Annotated in this window: 8 protein-coding genes and 1 tRNA gene; 2 read left to right on the top strand and 7 right to left on the bottom strand. The window is 47.4% G+C overall.

The annotated features are described in order from the left end of the window. Positions 1–181 precede the first annotated feature (181 nt). The 3 genes from GTQ38_RS20250 to GTQ38_RS20240 form a co-directional block, all read right to left on the bottom strand. Positions 182–2,512, bottom strand: coding sequence for a hypothetical protein (locus GTQ38_RS20250; protein ID WP_161437410.1), 2,331 nt, complete (start codon positions 2,510–2,512; stop codon positions 182–184). Between the two features lie 141 nt (positions 2,513–2,653). Further along, on the bottom strand, positions 2,654–3,955 hold the full coding sequence (gene der, locus GTQ38_RS20245) for a ribosome biogenesis GTPase Der (RefSeq protein ID WP_161437409.1): 1,302 nt from the start codon (positions 3,953–3,955) through the stop codon (positions 2,654–2,656). 100 nt (positions 3,956–4,055) lie between these two features. Then, the gene (locus GTQ38_RS20240; RefSeq protein ID WP_161437408.1) at positions 4,056–4,760 is read right to left on the bottom strand and encodes an acetyltransferase; all 705 of its coding nucleotides are present in this window, start codon (positions 4,758–4,760) and stop codon (positions 4,056–4,058) included. Positions 4,761–5,007: 247 nt separating this feature from the next. Between GTQ38_RS20240 and GTQ38_RS20235 the strand changes: the two genes are divergently transcribed. Then, on the top strand, positions 5,008–5,502 hold the full coding sequence (locus GTQ38_RS20235) for a GTP-binding protein (RefSeq protein ID WP_161437407.1): 495 nt from the start codon (positions 5,008–5,010) through the stop codon (positions 5,500–5,502). Here GTQ38_RS20235 and era read toward each other — a convergent pair. Then, a complete protein-coding gene (gene era / locus GTQ38_RS20230) occupies positions 5,497–6,390 on the bottom strand; it encodes a GTPase Era (RefSeq protein WP_161437406.1) in 894 nt (297 codons plus the stop codon). The genes GTQ38_RS20235 and era overlap by 6 nt on opposite strands. Then, positions 6,377–7,762, bottom strand: a complete 1,386-nt coding sequence (locus GTQ38_RS20225) for an alanine/glycine:cation symporter family protein (RefSeq protein ID WP_161437405.1) — start codon at positions 7,760–7,762, stop codon at positions 6,377–6,379. Before GTQ38_RS20225 ends, era begins: the two co-directional genes overlap by 14 nt. 214 nt (positions 7,763–7,976) lie before the next feature. Here GTQ38_RS20225 and GTQ38_RS20220 point away from each other — a divergent pair. Continuing rightward, positions 7,977–8,049: transfer RNA gene (locus GTQ38_RS20220), tRNA-Met, on the top strand. 957 nt (positions 8,050–9,006) lie between these two features. On the opposite strand, the gene GTQ38_RS20215 is transcribed toward GTQ38_RS20220, so the two are convergent. Together GTQ38_RS20215 and GTQ38_RS20210 are read right to left on the bottom strand one after the other, a co-directional pair. After that, complete coding sequence (locus GTQ38_RS20215; protein WP_161437404.1) at positions 9,007–20,187, bottom strand: BspA family leucine-rich repeat surface protein; 11,181 nt, start codon at positions 20,185–20,187, stop codon at positions 9,007–9,009. A 1,298-nt stretch (positions 20,188–21,485) separates the two neighbouring features. Further along, positions 21,486–21,993: gliding motility-associated C-terminal domain-containing protein (locus GTQ38_RS20210; protein ID WP_161437403.1), on the bottom strand; the 508-nt coding region annotated here is incomplete at its 5' end.

Below are 21,993 nucleotides of genomic sequence, written 5' to 3'. Positions count from 1 at the left end.
TGGGGTGGGGTTTGGAACCCCAAATTTCAGTGAACAGTGAACAGTCCCGATAACTATCGGGAGTGAACAGTCTTCCCTCGCCAAAGCTCTTGAGGATGTATTGTTAGTTGACAGTTGATAGTTGATAGTTGATAGTAAGCTTGCTGATATTTCCGATGCTTTGTGTTTAGTTGTCTCAATACTACTGAATTTCTACGGTTTTCATTACCGATACCAGTCTTCCCTGTTCATCAAAGCCTTCAACAAATACTTTCACGCTATTTTGCCCACTTTTCAAAAACGAGAAAGAAGTAGTGCCGTCCTGCCCGGAAACCAGGTCCGGCAACCAGGCGATAGAACCGTAATTTTCCAGAGTCTCAGGGGAGAGCGAGGTATACAAAGGTTCGTAGTACTGGGATGGCTTGGCGTAACCTTGCTTTATAATTGTGCTTATGTACTGAGCCGGTAAATTGGGGTCTGTATAATCCCCGTTGCGGAGGATTACATTGACATATTGTTCCTTAAAGGTATCAAATACCACGGCTTGCACCCTTACGAGTGGCATGGAAACCAATTCACGTCCATGGACTGGCAAGCCATCAATGTAAATGGGTATAAATCCCCTCAAATGCCCCTGGTTGGCACGAATCCTCACCTGGTTGTTGAAGATCTCCACCTCAAAACCCAAACTTCTCAGATAGTTGTAAACAGATCTGTATTTTAGCCTGTCCTCATCCGTGATTATTGTACCTTCATCCGTAGCCAACTGGAATAGATATTCCTTTTCTTTTTGGCTGTTTTGGGCAAATACCTCCACTTCCTTAAGCCTGATGAGATTTCCCGCGGCTACTCCCCCATTCGCAAATTCCACCTCATCTTCCGGAAACATATCCATTTCATTATCCATCAATCTGAGTTCGGATAAACTGAGGAAATCCTTATCGGCCCTGGGTAAGAAGGTCAGATCCAACCTGGGTCTTCTAAGCTTGCCCTTATCATTAATGATCGCAATATCTAAAGACTCGTTCTTAAAAAGCGGAGCTTTCAGCAGCAGGTTTTTATTCCTGTCGAGTGGAGCAATAATGAAGTTTTCTGAGCCAGAAGTTCTCAGCATTACATTCTGCTCCCTGGTCAGATCCGCATTGATAATCTTACCGCTTATCGTAATTTCTTTTTCGAAGTCGAATTTGTATTCCGGCCTATAGTTAAATATTCGATCCCAATCGTAATTAGACCAGCCCTGAACGATCAACAAATGGTCCAGCGCAAGCATTTTTGCTCTTAAATTCTCAAAATAATACGCCGGATTCTCAACCGGATGCCGGAGGTAAGGTTTCAACCAAAAGGATGACAAAATTGAGTTGTCCGAAGCCTGGACCCTGGTGGCTTCAGGCAATACCGAAGCACTTAATCTATAAGAAGCCTTGGTTTTCTCAGCAGCTTTTGGTGAAATAAATAAATTTACACTATCCCTGTCATAGTTTTGAGCACTTACATCTAAATCCAGCCTCTTTAGATCTATATCGTTGAAGAATAGTCGCCTTGAAATTGGATTTAAGCTTTCATCAAAGAGCGTAAGTTGATTTAAACCTTTAGGCAATTCGCTTTTCCTAAGCCTGATAAAATGATTGGAATGCTCAAGAACAAACTCCTTGATGATGAGCTCCTTGTTTTTGTGAAATGCCAAATAGCACTTTTGCCCAGTTCTCTCGTCCAGAGTTGCACGATTTGTACTGATGCGCATGAGCAGATAAACGGGATTCATCACCTTGAGGGATAGGGACAGACCCTTGTCCCTGGCAAGTGGCAGCGACTTTTCTACAACTTCCCCGTTGCCCAGATGAGCCCTTAAGCTGTAATTTCGGCCATCTTCATAATAGAAACGGAACTTTCCAAAGCCAAGGTGATTATTCAGAATATCGCTAACCACGGCCTTGCCATTATTATCCATCAACTCCGCATGAGCTACCTGCACTCCTGTTCCCTGATGCTGCATCAACTTAAATCCAACCGTGTTATGAGTGCCTTCAACCAGGTGACCACCCTCAGGTAAGATCTGAAGGTCAAAACCCAGGCTATTGTCATGCTCATTTGCAGCTGATTTGCGGCCCAGTATTCGTATTGACTTTGTAAAGGAATTGGATACCGCAAAATTCTTCATCCAGTTTGAATAGGCCTTCAGGTAGTATTTATCTTTGATAAAGAGCGAATCGATAAGAAAATTTCCATGGGTAACGCCTTGATTAACATGCAAGAGCTTTTTCTTGATCTCTATTCCCTGCTCATCGTAGATTCCCACATATAAATTCCTGGTGCTGTCCGACGGCTTTTCAGTTAACTGGTTAAGGACATAAGCCGCAAACCAGATGTGCTCTCCCTCAATGTAGGCAGCTTTGTTTGTCTGCAAATGGAATAACTCCCTATGAGGTGTAAAGAATTCGGCATGGGCTTCTTCAAGGGTAGAGAGCTGACCACATAGGCTTGTACTGTTGAGAAGAAGGAAGAAAAGAAAACTTGCGACAGGTACTCTCATCAGGCTTTTTCTTAAAGGTATTTCCTATTTCAAAATACAACATTTAATGCAAGGTTGATAATAGAAAGGGTAAAATTCCTGCTGTTAATGCCGAGATCTAAGGCCAATCAGCCGGAAATTTGAAGACCGCCAATCACAGACTTATTTCTTCCTCATAAAAATGGTAATGGGGACTCCGGTGAAATCGAAGTTTTCCCGAAGCTTGTTTTCCAGAAAACGCTTGTAAGGGTCTTTCACATATTGTGGCAAATTGCAAAAGAATGCGAACTGCGGGTATGGGGTAGGCAACTGAGTACAGAATTTTATACGAACATATTTCCCTTTGTAGGAGGGTGGAGGAGTATGTTCTATGATGGGAAGCATAATGTCGTTCAACTTACGGGTAGGGATCTTTTTAGACCGATTTTCATAAACCGTAACCGCGGTTTCAATGGCTTTGAAGATCCGCTGTTTGGTTAGCGCAGAAATGAATATAATAGGAACGTCGGTAAAAGGCTCTATGCTTTTTTTGATATTCTGGGTAAATTTCTTGACAGACTGGGTTTCTTTCTCAATCAGGTCCCACTTGTTAACCAGGATCACAATCCCCTTGTTGTTTCTCGCGGCCAACCAGAAAATGTTCTCCACCTGCCCGTCAAAACCTCTTGTTGCGTCTACCACCAACAAACAAACATCCGCATGTTCAATGGCCCTTATAGAGCGCATAACCGAGTAGAATTCCAGGTCTTCTTTTACTTTGGCCTTGCGCCTGATCCCCGCGGTATCTACCAGGTTGAACTCAAAGCCGAAGCGGTTGTACCTGGTGTCAATACTATCCCGGGTGGTTCCAGCGATATCCGTAACTATATAGCGGTCTTCGCCTATTAGCGCATTAATAAAGGAAGACTTTCCGGCATTGGGCCTCCCGACCACTGCAAAACGCGGAAGTTCATCGGCTTCTTCAGTACTCTCAGGTAGCACCTCCACCAGGGCATCCAGTAACTCTCCGGTGCCACTTCCATTTATGCTGGACAGCGAATAGTAATCTCCAAGGCCCAGGGAATAGAATTCCACAGCCTGCTCCTCCCTCTTGGCGTTGTCTACTTTATTGACTACTAGGAAAACAGGCTTGCTAACCTTGCGTAACAGGCGGGCTACATCTTCGTCCATTCCGGTAATTCCGGCCTCTACGTCCACCATAAAAATGATCGCGTCGGCCTCTTCAATGGCCAACTCAACCTGTTTGTCTATTTCCTGTTCAAAGATGTCGTCACTTCCCAATACGTATCCCCCGGTATCGATCAGGGAAAACTCCTTTCCGTTCCAATCGCTTTTGCCATAATGCCTATCCCGGGTTACGCCGCTTACGGCATCAACAATAGCCTCCCTGCGCTGAATCAGGCGGTTAAAAAAGGTGGATTTGCCCACATTGGGTCTCCCTACTATGGCTACTATGGCACTCATCTTATAAAATCAGGCCACAAAGGTAGTATTAATAGGCTAACTGACCATGAGCTTGCGAGCCATTTGGAAAATCAACTATGGGCTAAAAGGTGATACGGGTTCAGGCGTCCACTACATTCAGTAGGTAGGGTACTTTCCCTGCGGTAAGGTACTTTTCCCCAACAGCACGTATTCTTACAGCTTTGGCCGGGGAACCATAGGCCAGAACGTGACTGTCAATATCATCAATGACGAGTGATCCTGCACCTACCACAGTATGTTGCTTTATGGTAATGCTTTCTATAACATTAGCTCCCAGACAAATAGCTGAGAATTTGCCCAGCTGTAAGTTTCCTCCTGTACACACACGGGGGGCAAGGCTGGAATACTCTTCCATTTTACCATCGTGATCCAGGGAGGAATTTGTATTGAGGATGCAAAAATCCTCAATTTGGCAGTTGGCATTTACGATAGTCCCAGGCATGATCACCACTCCTTTCCCTATAGTAACGTCCTTACCAATAATCGCGGTGGGATGAATGGCGGTAATGAAATTAAAATTGGGAACGATCTTGGATATTTTGTCTGCGATGATCTTCCGGGTCCAGTTATCCCCTATCGCAATAATACCACCATGAAGATTGAACTTTTCCATGAGCACAGGAAGGTCGTGCTCATTACCCAGGATCTCATAGCCGTTTTGAAGCCTGCCTTTTTTCTTGAAGGAATCTACAAAGCCAATGACCTGGTATTTGCCTTCCTGTTCAATACAGTCTAATACGACACTGCCATGACCGGAGGCACCAAATATGATGATGTTGTTCATAGTGTTTGGGGGATTTGGAGCAGTTTATCGATAAAACTATGCATTTCATCGATAAATCAAATATAGGAAAAGTAAACAACTATTAAGTAAAAAGCTACATTTTTTCGATAAAGGGTTTTTGACAAGTTGTAATTGATTGAAAATTTGATGATTAAAAATCATTAAAGGCTGCTTTTAGGTATTGTAGCATCCGAAACAATCCTTTATTGTCTCAGAAAAGTGTATCTTTTAGTAAGAATAAGCCGTGATGAGTACTTTACCCAATTCCGTTGTATTGCGGCCCAGATTTCAGCTGGAACCTGGATCGCCTAAAGAGTCTGTTATCGAGGCCTTTGAAAACGCTGAGCACAAATCCTTCCTGATCCGTCGGATAGATGATCATGTTTTTATCAAATTTGTGGATAAGCACCGAAATTTCTGGTCTCCGCAGTTACAGCTGGAAGTCAATGAGTTAGACGATAAATCATCCCGAATTTACGGCCTGTTCGGGCCAAATCCTACCCTTTGGACCTTTTTTATGTTCCTGCACTTTGGGGTGGCTACTTTCTTTATCATCTTGGGGATCTGGGCGTATTCCAATGCAGCATTAGACCATCCTTACGGCATCCAGCTTGGCGCTATGGCATTCCTGGTTTTGATATGGTTTGCACTTTACTTTTTCGGCCGGTCTGGAAAACGCAAAGGCAGGCCTCAGATGAATCAATTGTACGATTTTATGCAGGACCGGTTAAACACCTTATGATTTCTTTTGATCGTAGCCGAATCGCCGCAGCTGCTGTGTATTGCTTCTCCAGTTTTTGTTCACTTTTACATATAACTCCAGATGAACCTGTTTCGCGAAGAATTTCTCCAGGTCTTTACGGGCTTCCACCCCGACCTTCTTAAGTGCCTTTCCCTGGTGACCTATGATTATCCCTTTTTGGGAGTTGCGTTCCACCATGATCAGGGACCGGATACGGATGAGCTTTTCGTCTTCTAAAAATTCCTCGGTTTCTACTTCTACCGCATAGGGTATTTCTTTTTTATAGAATTTCAAGATCTTTTCTCGTATCGTCTCATTTACAAAAAAGCGTTCCGGCTTATCCGTGAGTTGGTCTTTAGGAAAATAGGGTGGTGATTCCGGTAGCAGCTCAATGATCCGTTGAAAAACTTCCTTGATATTGAAATTCTCCAGGGCCGAAATAGGGTGGATCTCCACCTTCGGTAAACGCTCCTGCCAATACGCCAACTGTTCTTCGAGGAACTGCTGATCTTTAGTGTCTATCTTATTTAAGAGCAATAATACGGGTATCTTGCTGTTCTCTATCCTTTTGAAGAATCGATCGTCCTTTAAACCCTTTTCCCCAATCTCTACCATATAGAGCAGCACATCTGCATCTTCAAAGGCAGATCTCACAAAATCCATCATGGAATCCTGCAGCTCATAGGCGGGTTTGATAATACCGGGAGTATCGGATAATACCATCTGGAAATCCTCGCCATTTACAATACCCAATATCCTGTGGCGGGTAGTTTGTGCCTTGGACGTGATGATGGACAGCTTTTCACCCACAAAAGCATTCATCAAAGTAGATTTCCCCACATTGGGGTTTCCAATAATATTGACAAATCCAGCCTTATGAGCGCTCATTTTTCAGTTTTTTGAAATACAGTTTCATCTCGGCATTTACTTTGGGTGCCAAATACAGCACGGCCAGCATATTTGGAATAACCATTAACGCATAAGCCAGGTCAATAAGATTAATAACTAGCCCTACAGAAGCCACCGCGGCAAATGTAATAGTAGCCACATAGTAGAAATTAAAATACTTACCAATCTTAGGGTTGGTGAGGAAAGACAAGCATTTAACACCGTAATAAGAATAAGTAAAAAGCGTGGAGAGCGCAAATGCTGAAACGATCAGCATCAGGAGTACGTCGCCAAAGCCGAAGAGTGATTTTTTGAAGGCTATAAGCGTCATCAATATGCCGTCGCTTTCCGCCTCCAGGTAGGCCCCGCTTAGGATAATAACCACAGCTGTCAGGGTACACACTATGATGGTATCAATGAAAGGCCCCAGCATGGCCACCAGCCCTTCCTGGACAGGTTCTTTGGTTTTGGATTGTCCGTGATACATCGGCGCACTTCCCAGCCCGGATTCGTTGGAAAAGACCGCACGCCTAACCCCAAGTATTATAATTCCCCAGAAGCCGCCTTCTATGGCTGTATTGAAATTAAATGCCTCAGTGACGATCAGTTTAAGGCTGGGCAGTATTTCACCTGAATTCATGACCATAACTACCAATACTGCCAGAAAATACAGTACTACCATAAAGGGAACGATGGCGGTTGCCACCCTGGCAATCTTTTGCAAGCCTCCAAAGATCACAAAGGAGGTGATAATGGAAAGCGTTATCCCTATGATAAGTTTCCAATACAATTGAGGATTCGCGGAAGTACCTCCGAGATGGACAATGCTATTATCCGGGGATACCACTTCCATAAAGGTTTGGGTAAACTGGTTTACGGTAAACACCCCGAGGAATCCCACAAGCCCGGCAACACAGAAAAAAGAGGCCAGAGGTCTGGCTTTTTGCCCTATTCCTTTGGTGATGTAGTACATGGGGCCACCCTGTAATTCTCCGTGGGCGTTCTGATCCCTGTAGATGATGGCAAGGCTACAGGAGTAGAATTTTATGCACATCCCTATAATGGCAGTAAGCCAGATCCAGAAGATTACGCCGGGCCCACCCCGATAAATTGCTATGGCTACGCCGGAGATATTTCCGAGTCCTACCGTTGCGGCAACCGCGGCAGATAAGGCCTGAAGGTGACTTACTTCCCCGGGATCGTCCGGGTTGTCGTGTTTCCCAGCGGTAATACCGATGGCATGTCGGAAATAGCGATAGGGAATACCCCTGGAATAGAAAACCAGGTATAATCCACCACCGATCACTAAAAAGAGCATTACCCATTCCGCATAAGGAATCAGGGCAGAGAGAAAATCATTAATAACGTCCATATCAAAGCCCGAAGTTATGCAATTTAAGGTTTGGGTAGTTCGGCCAGCTTAAATTATTATGGGTATAGTTTGGATTGGTGAAGAAAACCGTTGTATATTTGCCGTCCACATCGCGGGGTAGAGCAGTATCCTGCGGCAGGCTCAGGACAGGGTACCTACTCATCCTGAGAAAAGAAACAAAAAACACGGTCGTAATAGACTGAAAAACATACATCGCGGGGTAGAGCAGTAGGTAGCTCGTCGGGCTCATAACCCGAAGGTCGCTGGTTCGAGTCCAGTCCCCGCTACTAAGAGAAGCCATCAACGAAAGTTGGTGGCTTTTTTATTTCGTAACAGCCAAGCTTGCTTGTGCTGTGGAGCAATAAAAAGACCTATTTGCGCCAGCAAATAGATGGCTTTTCTTGGTAAAGCCACCCCAAAGGCCCTTTCCGAGCAATGCGAGGAAAGAATCCAGTCCCCGCTACTAAGAGAAGCCATCAACGAAAGTTGGTGGCTTTTTTATTTCGTAACAGCCAAGCCTGCTTGTGCTGTGGAGGAATAATGTGTTCAGTTGGCAGTGGGCAGTAATCAGTTTGCAGTGAACAGTAATCAGTAAACAGTAATCAGTGAACAGTAAACGGTTTTCCTTACTCAACACTCAAAACGTTTAAACTTATACTTACACTTGAGCTTATACTTGATCTTAATCCTTTCTGCTCTTAAATTTCAGTCCCAGGAATTAACTTGAATTTGGGGAGGGGTTTAGAACCCCGGTGAACATTTGGCAGTGGGCAGTAATCAGTTTGCAGTGAACAGTAATCAGTGAACGGTAAACAGTGAACAGTTTTCCTTGCTCAGCACTCAAAACTTTTAAACTTATACCTACAATTAAACCACAGAATCTTCTTGCCCCTCGCTACCGCGAGATTGCATCTCGTGGTTCGCTTAATAAACTTATAAAGATAAAATCGCCCACCAGTTGAAAACTGGCGGGAGCGTTGGGAAAAAAATTTTCATTGTGGTATTTTAATAAGTACAGGTTGGTAGCCGTAGACGCCATAAATAATGCAAAGGCATGTGACTGGCACGAAGTTTATTAAGGAAACAAAGGATTGATAAGACAAAACTGGCAGACAATACAGTTCCATTTAAGCTACAGAACCTTCTTGCTAACTAATGCTTAAAAAAGTTTTAATTGGATAAGATCCAATTAACGACTTCACAGTTTTACTACTTCAGAAATCAACTATTCAAATTCCTCCTGCTTATCGGTTCAGATAGACTACCCCCTGGACTGATGGCGTTGTCCCATCTCCGAAATCTATGGTGTAGTAGTATACCCCGTTGGGTAATTTGCCATCTGCCAGGATAAGTCCACGGTCCGCGTTACCGTCCCAGTCAGCCATACCGATGTTCCCTTGATATACCAGGGTGCCATTTCGATCGTAAACCGACATGCTGTAGTTAGGGTAATCATTCCGTAACCAGGAAATGGAGAAAGTATCATGGATCCCATCACCATTCGGCGAAAAGGCAAGTTTATCTGCCTTCGGTAGTTCATCACAATCTTTCATTGTGATCCTTACTAGGACTTCAATCCGCTCGGATATACATCCATTATCATCCTCTAAGGCTCCGTAGTACAAGCTGCCGTCTACAAGTGGAATATCGCTTGCCAATTCCGTGCTGCTGTTCTCATCCTCATACCAGCGGATGGTGCCATTACCTGAGGCCGCCAAATCAGATACAATAGGGGTCTGCAAAATACAGAATTCCTGTTCGCTGACTGTCTTCAGGACAGGGGTTTCCAGAAGAAAGGCCTTGGTGGTGCCTGTTACGGTACAGCCATTTGCCAGGGTGACGGTAACCGTGAATTCCTCCCCGTCCGAGACATTGGTAGCCTCGGGATCTTGTATGTCAGGGTTGTTAAAAACGGCATCTCCATCGCTGCTCCAGGACCATGAGAGACCAAGTCCACTGATCTCGTTCAATTGCAAAACGGATCCCTGACAGACCGGTCCGCTATTGGTAACAAGGACCATAGGTGCAGTTAAATTCAGAACCGTTACCGTAGCGGTACAGCTGGCTGTGTTGCCGCCATCGTCCGTAACGGTCAGGGTTACAGTGTTCTCTCCAACATCGGAGCAGCCAAAATCAGTCCTGTCCAGAGCAAGTGACACTGTATCACCATTGCTATCAAAGGAGCCATTGTCTATATCCGCTGCCGCGATGGTCGCACTACCCTTCGTGTCTAGCTCCACAGTGATGTCCTTACAAAGGGCCGTAGGGGCCGTATCGTCCACCACAGTCACCGTGGTCTGACAAGTCGCAATATTATCACTGTTGTCGGTTACGGTAAGGGTCACTGTGTTCGCACCCAGGTCATCGATCGTAAAACTACTTGGGAATACCTCCAGACGGACTCTTCCACAGGTATCACTGCAACCATTGTCCACAAGATTGGCCGTTATGTTGGCGTTCCCATTGGCGTCCAGTTCGAGCGCTACTTCCTGACACTGGGCCATTGGTGGGGTCAGGTCCCGAACCGAGACTGTAGCCGCGCAGCTAGCCGAGTTGTTGCTGCCATCAGTCGCCGTTAAGGTCACTGTGTTCTGCCCTATATCGGAACAACTAAAATCCGCACTATCCAGCGAAAGGAATAAGGTTCCGCTATTATCGGAAGAACCGTTGTTTACGTCGGCTACCGCGATGGTCGCTCTACCCGTTGCATCCAATTCTACAGTAATATCCTGGCAAGAGGCCGTAGGGGTTGTCGCATCCACAACGGTCACTGTGGAGGTACAAGAGTTCGTATTCCCATTGGGGTCTGTCACCGTTAGGGTCACCGTGTTCGCACCCAGGTCATCGATCGTAAAACTACTTGGGGATAACTCCAGGCTCACACTTCCACAGGCATCACTGGAACCGTTGTCCACAAGGTCGGCTGGGATATTGGCTTCCCCATTGGCGTCCAGTTCGAGCGTTACTTCATGGCACTGGGCCATTGGAGGGGTCTGGTCCCGAACCAAGACCGTTGCCGTGCAGCTAGCCGCGTTGTTGCTGCCATCGGTCGCCGTAAGGGTCACTGTGTTCTGCCCTATATCGGAACAACTAAAACTGGTCTTGTCCAGTATAAGTGATGATATGCTACCACTATTGTCGGTGGAGCCATTGTCTATAACCGAGGTAGTGATGGCCGCGCTGCCCGTCGCATCCAATTCTAAAGTAATATCCTGGCAAGAGGCCACAGGGGCCGTCGCATCCACCACGGTCACCGTGGAAGTACAAGTGTTGGTATTCCCATTAGGGTCGGTCACCGTAAGGGTCACAGGGTTCGCCCCCAGGTCGGAGGCTGTAAAACTGTACTGGGATAGCCCCAGACTTACACTTCCGCAGGCATCACTGGAACCATTATCCAATTGGCCTGCTGTTATGCTAGCTGCTCCATTGGCGTCCAGTTCGAGCGTTACTGACTTGCATTGTGCCGTTGGCTTAATAGTTTCTGCAACATCGCCGATGATGTTGAGGGAAAGTGCATCCCGCTCAGTGCCGGCTGTGCAGTAGACCAGCCCGGAGGCATTAATGGTGGGGGTGTTCGTGAATCCCTGGTTGTACCAACCAATTAGCGTGTCGTCCCAGTTTTTCACGGAGAGCCCACTATCGTTGAGCATACTGGTCCCACTAGTCAACTTCCCCAGATCCCAGTTCCCTAAGTCCTGGTCAAAAGCACTTGCCTCATAAAACATCCATCGCATATCTGTTACGCTGGCCGTATTCCACGAACCAATGTCCTGGTTAAAGGAGCTTGCCCCATAGAAAAGGCTCCACATGTCCGTCACCTTGGCGGTATTCCAATTGGAGAAGTTGCCCGTAGATGTCCCCTTGAGGGAACTGCAACTGTGGAACATGGCCGCCATAGTGGTTACATTGCTTAGATCGGGAGTGTCGCTCGCCAAAACGTCCAGATTGGTACAGCCGTAAAATGCCCATCCCATGGAACCCCATGATATTCCACTACCCCACTGATCCACGGACAGTATCTTGGCTTTATCTCCCGTATTGTTGAATTTTATACTCAGGGTCCCGGATCCGGCATTGCGAAGGGCCAGTTGAATCTCTCCGGAAGCGTGACCATAAGTTGTAATATCTATAGTGGTGGTACCGTTCTGGTTGAGTAATTCGTAACTACCATCATTGCCCAGATCCACGTCATAGGTACCCGTAGCAGGGATAGTGATGGAATTCCCGTTGGATATGCCCGAATTGGTAGTATCCCATGTGGTAACAAATACGCTTGCAGGGTCCTCTACGGTCACCGTCGTCTGGCAACTGTTCGTGTTCCCGTTGGGGTCGGAAACAGTCAAGGTCACGGTGTTCGGTCCCAGGTCGGAGGCCGTAAAGTTGGTCTTAGACAAATTCAATGAGACACTTCCGCAGGCATCAGCGGATCCGTTATCCACCAGGCCGGTTGTGAGTACTGGTACTCCATTGGTGCCGATTCTGAGGGTAGCTGCCTTGCATGCAGCCGTTGGGTTGATATTGTCCTCTACGGTCACCGTAGCTGAACAGCTGTTGGTGTTGCTACTGCCATCGGTCGCCGTAAGGGTCACTGTGTTCTGCCCTATATCGGAACAGCTAAAACTGGTCTTGTCCAGTATAAGCGATGATATACTACCACTGTTGTCGGAGGAGCCATTGTCTATAACCGAGGTAGTGATGGCCGCGCTGCCCGTCGCATCCAATTCTAAAGTAATATCCTGGCAAGAGGCCACAGGGGCCGTCGCATCCACCACGGTCACCGTGGAAGTACAAGTGTTGGTATTCCCATTAGGGTCGGTCACCGTAAGGGTCACAGGGTTCGCCCCCAGGTCGGAGGCTGTAAAACTGTACTGGGATAGCCCCAGACTTACACTTCCGCAGGCATCACTGGAACCATTATCCAATTGGCCTGCTGTTATGCTAGCTGCTCCATTGGCGTCCAGTTCGAGCGTTACTGACTTGCATTGTGCCGTTGGCTTAATAGTTTCTGCAACATCGCCGATGATGTTGAGGGAAAGTGCATCCCGCTCAGTGCCGGCTGTGCAGTAGACCAGCCCGGAGGCATTAATGGTGGGGGTGTTCGTGAATCCCTGGTTGTACCAACCAATTAGCGTGTCGTCCCAGTTTTTCACGGAGAGCCCACTATCGTTGAGCATACTGGTCCCACTAGTCAACTTCCCCAGATCCCAGTTCCCTAAGTCCTGGTCAAAAGCACTTGCCTCATAAAACATCCATCGCATATCTGTTACGCTGGCCGTATTCCACGAACCAATGTCCTGGTTAAAGGAGCTTGCCCCATAGAAAAGGCTCCACATGTCCGTCACCTTGGCGGTATTCCAATTGGAGAAGTTGCCCGTAGATGTCCCCTTGAGGGAACTGCAACTGTGGAACATGGCCGCCATAGTGGTTACATTGCTTAGATCGGGAGTGTCGCTCGCCAAAACGTCCAGATTGGTACAGCCGTAAAATGCCCATCCCATGGAACCCCATGATATTCCACTACCCCACTGATCCACGGACAGTATCTTGGCTTTATCTCCCGTATTGTTGAATTTTATACTCAGGGTCCCGGATCCGGCATTGCGAAGGGCCAGTTGAATCTCTCCGGAAGCGTGACCATAAGTTGTAATATCTATAGTGGTGGTACCGTTCTGGTTGAGTAATTCGTAACTACCATCATTGCCCAGATCCACGTCATAGGTACCCGTAGCAGGGATAGTGATGGAATTCCCGTTGGATATGCCCGAATTGGTAGTATCCCATGTGGTAACAAATACGCTTGCAGGGTCCTCTACGGTCACCGTCGTCTGGCAACTGTTCGTGTTCCCGTTGGGGTCGGAAACAGTCAAGGTCACGGTGTTCGGTCCCAGGTCGGAGGCCGTAAAGTTGGTCTTAGACAAATTCAATGAGACACTTCCGCAGGCATCAGCGGATCCGTTATCCACCAGGCCGGTTGTGAGTACTGGTACTCCATTGGTGCCGATTCTGAGGGTAGCTGCCTTGCATGCAGCCGTTGGGTTGATATTGTCCTCTACGGTCACCGTAGCTGAACAGCTGTTGGTGTTGCTACTGCCATCGGTCGCCGTAAGGGTCACTGTGTTCTGCCCTATATCGGAACAGCTAAAACTGGTCTTGTCCAGTATAAGCGATGATATACTACCACTGTTGTCGGAGGAGCCATTGTCTATGGTCGAGGTGGTGATGGCCGCGCTGCCCGTTGCATCAAGTTGTAAGGTGATGTTCTTGCAACTGGAGGTGGGAGCAATCTTGTCTTCAACGGTTACTGAAGAAGTACAGCTATCCTTGTTCCCGTTAGGGTCAGTAACTGTAAGCGTAACCGTGTTTGTTCCAAGATGGTTGGCTGTGAAATTGCTTTGGGACAAACTGAAGCTAACGTTCCCGCAGGAATCATTCGAACCATTGTCAACAAGGGAGGCGTTCAGGCTGGCACTGCCACCCGTTCCCAGTTGGAGGGTAGCTGCCTTGCACTTAACGGTCGGTTTGGTAGTTTCGGCCGTATCGCCGCTGACGTTAAGGGAAAGAGCGTCTCGCTCAGTACCAGCAGTACAGTAAATTAGCCCGTTGGCCCCTATGGTTGGCGTGTTTGTAAATCCCTGTTTATGCCAGCCGATAAGTGTCTTATCCCAGTTTTCGACGGAAAGCCCACAGTTATTGAGCATATTGGCACCACTGGTTAAATTTCCCAGGTCCCAGTCTCCAAGATCCTGGTTAAAGGAGGTCGCCTGGTAAAACATCCACCGCATATCCGTCACACTGCTGGTGTTCCACGAACCGATGTCCTGGTTAAAGGAGCTTGCCCCATAGAAAAGGCTCCACATATCCGTCACATTCGCGGTGTTCCAACCGGAAAGGTTGTCTGCAGAGGTCCCCTTGAGGGAACTGCAATTGTGGAACATGGCCTCCATAGTGGTCACACTGCTCAGATCAGGGGTATCGCTCGCCAAAACGTCCAGGTTTGTACAGCCGCGAAATGCATTTTGCATGCTGCTCCAGGATATCGCACTGCCCCATTGTTCTATCGCGAGTATTTTGACCTTATCACCACTATTATTGAAATTTATCCTGGAAAGGGAGCCATTCTCGGAGATGGCGTTTCGAAGGGCCACTTTTATTATACCGGAACTATATCCGTATGTGGTCACATCTACGGTAGTGGTCCCGGTTTGCTCCAATAGTTCATAAGAGCCATCATCCCCCAAGTCCACATCATATATCCCCATGGCAGGAATAGAGATTGAGCTCCCCCCCGAAGTACCGGATTTGGTCGTATCCCAGGTTGTGACGAAAGTGGTTCTGGGATAAGCCTCCACAGTCACTGTGGCATTACAGCTATTTGTATTCCCATTGGTATCGGTTACCGTCAGGGTCACCGTTTTCACACCAAGGTCATCAGTGCTAAAGTTGCTTTGGGACAGACCAAGCGAAACAATCCCGCAGGCATCACTAGAATCATTGTCAACAAGAGTGGTGGACAGGGTGGCGGTATCGTTGGCATCCAGTCGAAGTGTCACCGCCCGGCACATTGCCGTCGGTTGGACCTTGTCCTCCACAGTTACCGTGGCGGAGCAGGTCTTAGTGTTGTTGTTAGCGTCAGCCACGGTGAGGGTCACTATGTTCGCCCCAACATTGGAACAGCCGAAACCGGTTTTATCTATCAGAAGTGACACTGTTCCACTGTTGTCTGAAGATCCATTGTCAACGTCCATAGCAGTGATAGCAGTAGCACCCGTTGCGTCGAGCTGTACCGTGATGTCCTTACAGGATGCCACCGGTTCCGATCTGCTTAACACAGTCACCGTAGTATCACAAGTGTCTGTCTTGCTACTATTGTCGGTCGCCGTCAGGGTCACAGTGTTTGCACCAAGTTCGGCAGTAGAGAAGTCACTCTTCGACAAACCTAGAGAGACGCTCCCACAGGCATCGCTGGAACCATTGTCAACAAGATCGGTCGTCAGAGTGGCAGTGCCATTAGCGTCAAGTTCGAGTGTTACCGCCTCCTTGCATGCGGCCGTTGGCGGGTTCGCCTCTACACTATCACCAGTAATGTTTAGGGAAAGCGCGGCACGCTGGGTGGCAGCCGTACAATAGACCAGGCCGGAAGCCCCGATTGTAACGGTATTGGTAAAGCTCTGCCCGTACCAACCAATAAGCGTGTTGTCCCAGTTACTAAGGGAAAGCCCACAATTGTTGAGCATTGCCGTACCCTTGGACAGCTGTTCTAAATCCCAGGCCCCCAGGTTCTGGTCAAAGGCGGTTGCTCCAGAAAACATCTTGCTCATATCGGTTACACCGGATACATTCCATGAGCTTATGTCCTGATTAAAGGAACTGGCGTTCATGAACATCGAGTCCATATCCGTCACCTTGCTCATATTCCAGGAGCCGATGTCCTGGTCAAAGGCACTTGCATCCTCGAATACGGCATACATACTGGTCACGTTGCTCGTATCCCACGAGCCAATGTCCTGATTAAAGACAGTAGCGCCTTCGAATATGAGAGCCATATCAATCACAGCGCTTGTGTTCCAGGAACCAATGTCCTGGTCAAAGGCACTTGCACCTCTAAAGATGCCACCCATGTTTTGCACCATGCTCGTATTCCAGGAACCGATGTCTTGGTTAAAGGACGCGGCAAATCGAAACATCTTGTGCAAATTGGTTACGTTGGCCACATCCCAGGAACCGATGTCCTGGTCAAAGGCACTTGCGTCTTGGAACATGAAGCTCATAAGGGTTACCTTGCTTGTATTCCAAGATCCGATATCCACATTAAATTCGCTTGCTCCCTCAAACATACTGCTCATATTCGTCACTTTGGCCGTGTTCCAGTTGGAGAAGCTGGTCGTCCCCGTAAGTGAGGTACAAGCGCGGAATGCGCTTCCCATATTGGTTACATTGCCGAGGTCCGGAGAGTCGGTCGCCTTCACCTCTAAATTGGTACAACCATAAAATGCGCCCGCCAAGGTGCTCCAGGAAATACTATTGCCCCATTGGTCGACGGAAAGCAGTTTCTGTCTGTCACCTCCATTGTTGAAATGTATCCTGGTCAGCGTCCCGCTTCCAGATATGGCATTTCGAAGGGCCAGCTGTATTTCCCCGGAGGTATAGCTGTAGGTAGTGACATCCACAGTGATGGTTCCGGTCTGGTCCAGCAGTTCATAGCTTCCGTCATTGCCCAGGTCCACATCATATGTCCCGGTGGCAGGGATGGTAATAGATTTGCTGTTGGACGTGCCGGACTTGGTCGTGTTCCATGTGGTGATAAACAGGTTTTCGGGATCCTCTACGGTCACCGCGGCCAGACAGGTGTTCGCGTTCCCATTGGGATCGGTCACCGTAAGGGTCAGCATATTCACGCCTAAGTCGGAGGTAGTAAAGCTGCTCTTGGACAAGCCCAATGAGACTTCGCCACAGGCATCGCTGGAACCACCGTCCAATTCCGACGCGGTAATCGATGCGCTGCCTCCTGAATCCAATCGTACGGTGGCACCTTTGCAACTGGCTGTCGGCTGGATCTTGTCCTCCACCGTTACAATGGCGTTACAGGTTTTTGTGTTGTTGCGACTGTCGGCCACTGTAAGGGTTACTGTGTTGTCCCCCACATCGGAACATCCAAAAATCGCTTTGCTCAGGGAAAGGGAAACCGTGCCACTATTGTCAGACGAGCCGTTATCGATGTCCGCCGTTGTGATCGTCCCGCTGCCTGTCGCATCTAGCTGTAGCGTCATGTTTTTACAGGATGCTATGGGCTCAGAATTACCTACTACAGTCACTGTTGCGCTGCAACTCTCCGTGTTCCCATTGGGATCACTCACCGTTAGGGTCACCGTTTTGGAACCAATATCAGCGGTTGTGAATTCACTCTGCGATAAACTTAGGGAGACGCTCCCGCAGTTATCATTGGATCCATTGTCAAAAAGTTCAGTCGTAAGAGTGGCCGTGGCGTTGTTATCCAATTCCAGTGTTACTGCCTTGCAGGCGGCCGTCGGCTTGGTAGTTTCCACGCTGTCCCCAGTAATATTTAAAGTCAGTGCGGCACGCTGGGTGCGGGCTGTACAGTAGACCAGCCCGGAGGCGCCGATAGTAGGTGTATTCGTAAAGTTCTGGGCGTGCCAGCCGATCAGTGTAGCGTCCCATTTACCTGATGAGAGCCCACTGTTATTGAGCATAAAATCGCCACTGATCAACTTCCCCAGATCCCAATCACCTAGGTCATGATCATAGGCGCTTGCGTCCCGGAACATGGAGTGCATATTGGTCACATTGCCGGTGTCCCAGGAACTGAGGTCTCTGTTAAAAGCGGTTGCCTGAAAGAACATTCCGCTCATATCATTGACGCCACTTGTGTTCCAGCTACTGATGTCCCCGTTAAAAGCCTTGGTGTAGGCAAACATGCCGGACATATCGGTCACGCTACCCGTGTCCCAGCTACTCAAATCCTGGTCAAAGACGTCCATAGCCCGGAACATATTGACCATATTGGTCACCCCGGATACATTCCACGTGCTGAGGTCCTGGTCAAAGGCGGATGCGAACCGAAACATCCAGCTCATATCTGTCACACTGCTGGTATCCCAGGAGCCAATATCCGCATTAAAGACACTTGCAGCGGCAAACATGTAGCTCATATCGGTCACACTGGACACATTCCAATTGGAGAGGCTCGCTGTACCCGTGAAAGAACTACTACCGGTAAACATCTCACTCATATCGGTCACCTTGGACACATCCCAGGAACCAATGTCCGCATTGAAGGTTCTTGCCAGATAGAACATCCTGGACATATCAGTTACAGTAGCCACATTCCAACCAGAGAGACCTGTAGTCCCCTTAAGTGACGAGCAACTATTAAACATCCTGGACATATTGGTTACACTGCTCAGGTTAGGGGCGTCGGTAGCCTTGACCTCCATATTCAAACAGCCATGGAATGCATCTTCCATGGTACTCCAAGTGATACCGCTACCCCATTGGTCCACAGAGAGTAATTTTCGCCTGTCACCACCATTGTTAAAGTGTATACGGGTCAGACTCCCCTTACCGGAAGCAGCACTTCGAAGGGCTACTTCTATTTCCCCAGCAGTATGGCCATAGGCTGTAACGTCTATAGTAATTGTACCAGTCTGGTCGAACAAGTCATAGGTACCGTCATCGCCCAGGTCCACATCGTAAGTTCCTGTGGCGGGGATAGTGATAGAATTGCTGTTAGAGGTGCCATGCTGGGTGGTGGTGTCCCAGGTGGTGATAAATACCCCTGATGCATGCTCCACCACGGTGACCATTGCAGTACAACTGTTTGTGTTCCCATTGGGGTCAGTTGCGGTAAGGGTCACTGTATTCGTACCCAGATCAGAAGTTGTAAAGCTGCTGTTGGACAGGCTTAAAGAGACGTTCCCGCAAGCATCGTAAGACCCCTTGTCTACAAGATTGGCCGTCAGGGTGGCTGTGCCATCGGTGCCCAGTATAAGTGCTGTCGCCTTGCACTGTGCCGTCGGTTTAGTCGTTTCGGCAATGTCACCGGTAAAATTGAAGGTCAAGGCGGTACGCTCGGTGCCGGCCTTACAATAGACTAGTCCAGAGGCCCCGATAGTGGGGGTGTTGCTAAAGTTCTGGCTATACCAGCCGATCAGGGTGTTATCCCAATTAGCAACGGACAGACCACTGTTGTTGAGCATATCGCTACCATTGGTCACATTTCCCAAATCCCATGTACCAAGATCCTGATCAAAGGCAGTGGCCTGATAAAACATGCCTTCCATATTGGTAACCTGGCTTGTATTCCAGGAACCAATGTCCTGGTTGAAACCAGATGCACCAGAAAACATTGATTTCATGCTGTTCACCTTAGCCGTATTCCAGGAACTGATATTCCCGTTAAAATTAGCCGCCCCATGAAACATCCCACTCATATTGGTAACCCTACTAAGGTTGGGAGTATCTGTAGCCTTAACATCCAGATTACTACAGCCATAAAATGCTCCCTCCATAGTGCTCCATGAAATACTACCCCATTGGTCTACGGAGAGTAGCTTATCCTTGTCGCCGGTATTGTTGAAATATATCCTGTCCAGAGCCCTGAGTCCTTGGACGACGGTAGCCCTGCGAAGAGCCACCCTAATCTCCCCGGCGGTATAGCCGTAGGTAGTGACATTGACGGTTTGGGTCCCCGTCATGTCGAACAGTTCATAGGTTCCATCTGCGCCCAGGTCCACATCGAAAGCCCCTAAGGCGGGTATGGTGATGGAGTTTGCATCAGAAGTTCCTGGTTTGGTAGTATCCCAGGTAGTAATAAACTCACCTTGGGCAAACAGGTTTGTGGTCATCCATAATATGATGAAACAGGAAAGAATAGGTCCCTTCAGGCGCATCTGATAGTTTGTTCTCATTATGGATCAAGGTGTTTGAATGAAGTAATCGACTGCAAAAAATCGAGCGGAATCGCGACATGGGATAGGGATTTCCCAAATCCCGCTTGGAGGGTCAAGTGAACTGGTTTTAGTTTCGGATCCCGGAAATAGAAGTAAAAGCGTTCCGGGTAACCCGAACATCGTACCCTGGACAACATTCTGGACATTGTTTTCCTTTAATTTCCCAAAGACAGGTCGTCTCTTAATATTCTAATCTTCATTTCTCAAAATCATACAACCAGCCAGATCAGCTTTACTAGAAGGGGAAATGTTCCAAGGATAGCCTGGCGGGAAGTTCCTGGGAATTTTTCTTTGCTAACACCATCAATCAATATTAAATGTAAACTTTCAGTGGTGTAAAAGTACTCCCTTGGAACCAAAACCGCACCAATGATGTAACAAGTGTAGCTATTTACGAATAAGTGGGCATAAGAATGGTTTTACACAATTCTTATGTACCTGGTAGGGGAATTGACAGCTCTTTACAACCATCAACAACATATAACAACCCAATTTATGTTTTCGGTTTTCAAGGAGACAATCCAATAACCTGAAATACTAAATTACACAGAGTTTATTAGATAAACCAAAGCCATTGCATAGGCGGGTTCCCATTGAAATAAGTGTTTGGATCCGAAGTCCAAAAAAGGAGGACCCGGCACGTTGGTCATACCATTGGTGCACGAATCCTCTAAGAAAACATTTAAATAGGTCCAGTTATGGGATTTTAATCTAGGTTGGTAGAACCAACTTGTGAAGAACGATATGAAAATGAAACTAAAAGTTGTAAAGCTAAATGCAATATGGCATCCCTTTAAACTGAACAATTCGAAATTAAGGAAAGTCACCAAAGGAAAAAAAGGAGAATGCATAAGTGGTTTATTGAAAAAATAAGTGTAGAATACATTGATATAGAAAGATTCTTTACAAGAACATTTTGGGCGGGAAATAGTTTTTTTACATCATAATATTTGTAGGTTCTCTCCAAATTGGTTGTCTATCACCCTCCTCCATAGTTCAATATCCTTTCACTAATAAGCAACAAGCTGGAACTCTGACAAGTGTAGCGAACGGATGAAATAGGGTATTTCTATTTAAGCCGCCGGAATTGTGCAAATAATTGAGTAGGAAAAGCTACAATTTTCACAGGGCACCCTAAACTATTGAATCCCTGTAATTGCTATAGGCCTGTCGAACAGAATTGTCAATGTTAGACCCTTAGTTGCAATTTTACAGTTTTACAACTTCACAGCTTTACAGTTTCAGATCTTTCCGCCTTATCGGTTCAGATAGACAACCCCCTGGACCGGTGGTGTTGCTTCATCCCCAAAATCTATGGTGTAATAGTACACACCGTTGGGCAGTTTACCGTCTCCCAGAATAATTCCCCGGTCCGCGCTGCCATCCCAGTCCGGTGAGCTGATGTTCCCTTCGTACACCAGGGAACCATTGCGGTCATAGACAGACATTCTGTAGTTAGGGTAGTCATTCCTCAGCCAGGAAATCGAAAAAGTATCATTGACCCCGTCACCGTTTGGCGAGAAACCAAGTTTGTTCAAGTCCGGCATGTCTTCACAGCCCTGTATGTTGATCCTTACCACAACTTCGACCCGTTCGGAGATACAGCCGTTGTCGTCTTCCAATACCCCGTAATATTGGGTGCCATCTTCCAGAGCGGTATCGCTCGCCAGTTCCGCTGTGCTGTCCGCGTCCTCGTACCAGCGTACGATGCCATTGCCCGTGGCTGAAAGATCGGATACCCTGGGGGCTTCCAAAATACAGAAC

The organism is Poritiphilus flavus, from assembly GCF_009901585.1.
GTDB lineage: Bacteria > Bacteroidota > Bacteroidia > Flavobacteriales > Flavobacteriaceae > Poritiphilus > Poritiphilus flavus.
Note: the sequence above shows the minus strand (reverse complement) of the source record. Positions and strands in the feature narration are given on the sequence as shown.

Bases quoted from the DNA above. Each gene is read 5' to 3' on its own strand.
- era (WP_161437406.1), bottom strand. From the start codon at position 6,390: ATGAGCGCTCATAAGGCTGGATTTGTCAATATTATTGGAAACCCCAAT.
- GTQ38_RS20250 (WP_161437410.1), bottom strand. From the start codon at position 2,512: ATGAGAGTACCTGTCGCAAGTTTTCTTTTCTTCCTTCTTCTCAACAGT.
- GTQ38_RS20240 (WP_161437408.1), bottom strand. From the start codon at position 4,760: ATGAACAACATCATCATATTTGGTGCCTCCGGTCATGGCAGTGTCGTA.
- GTQ38_RS20215 (WP_161437404.1), bottom strand. From the start codon at position 20,187: ATGAGAACAAACTATCAGATGCGCCTGAAGGGACCTATTCTTTCCTGT.
- der (WP_161437409.1), bottom strand. From the start codon at position 3,955: ATGAGTGCCATAGTAGCCATAGTAGGGAGACCCAATGTGGGCAAATCC.
- GTQ38_RS20235 (WP_161437407.1), top strand. From the start codon at position 5,008: ATGAGTACTTTACCCAATTCCGTTGTATTGCGGCCCAGATTTCAGCTG.
- GTQ38_RS20225 (WP_161437405.1), bottom strand. From the start codon at position 7,762: ATGGACGTTATTAATGATTTTCTCTCTGCCCTGATTCCTTATGCGGAA.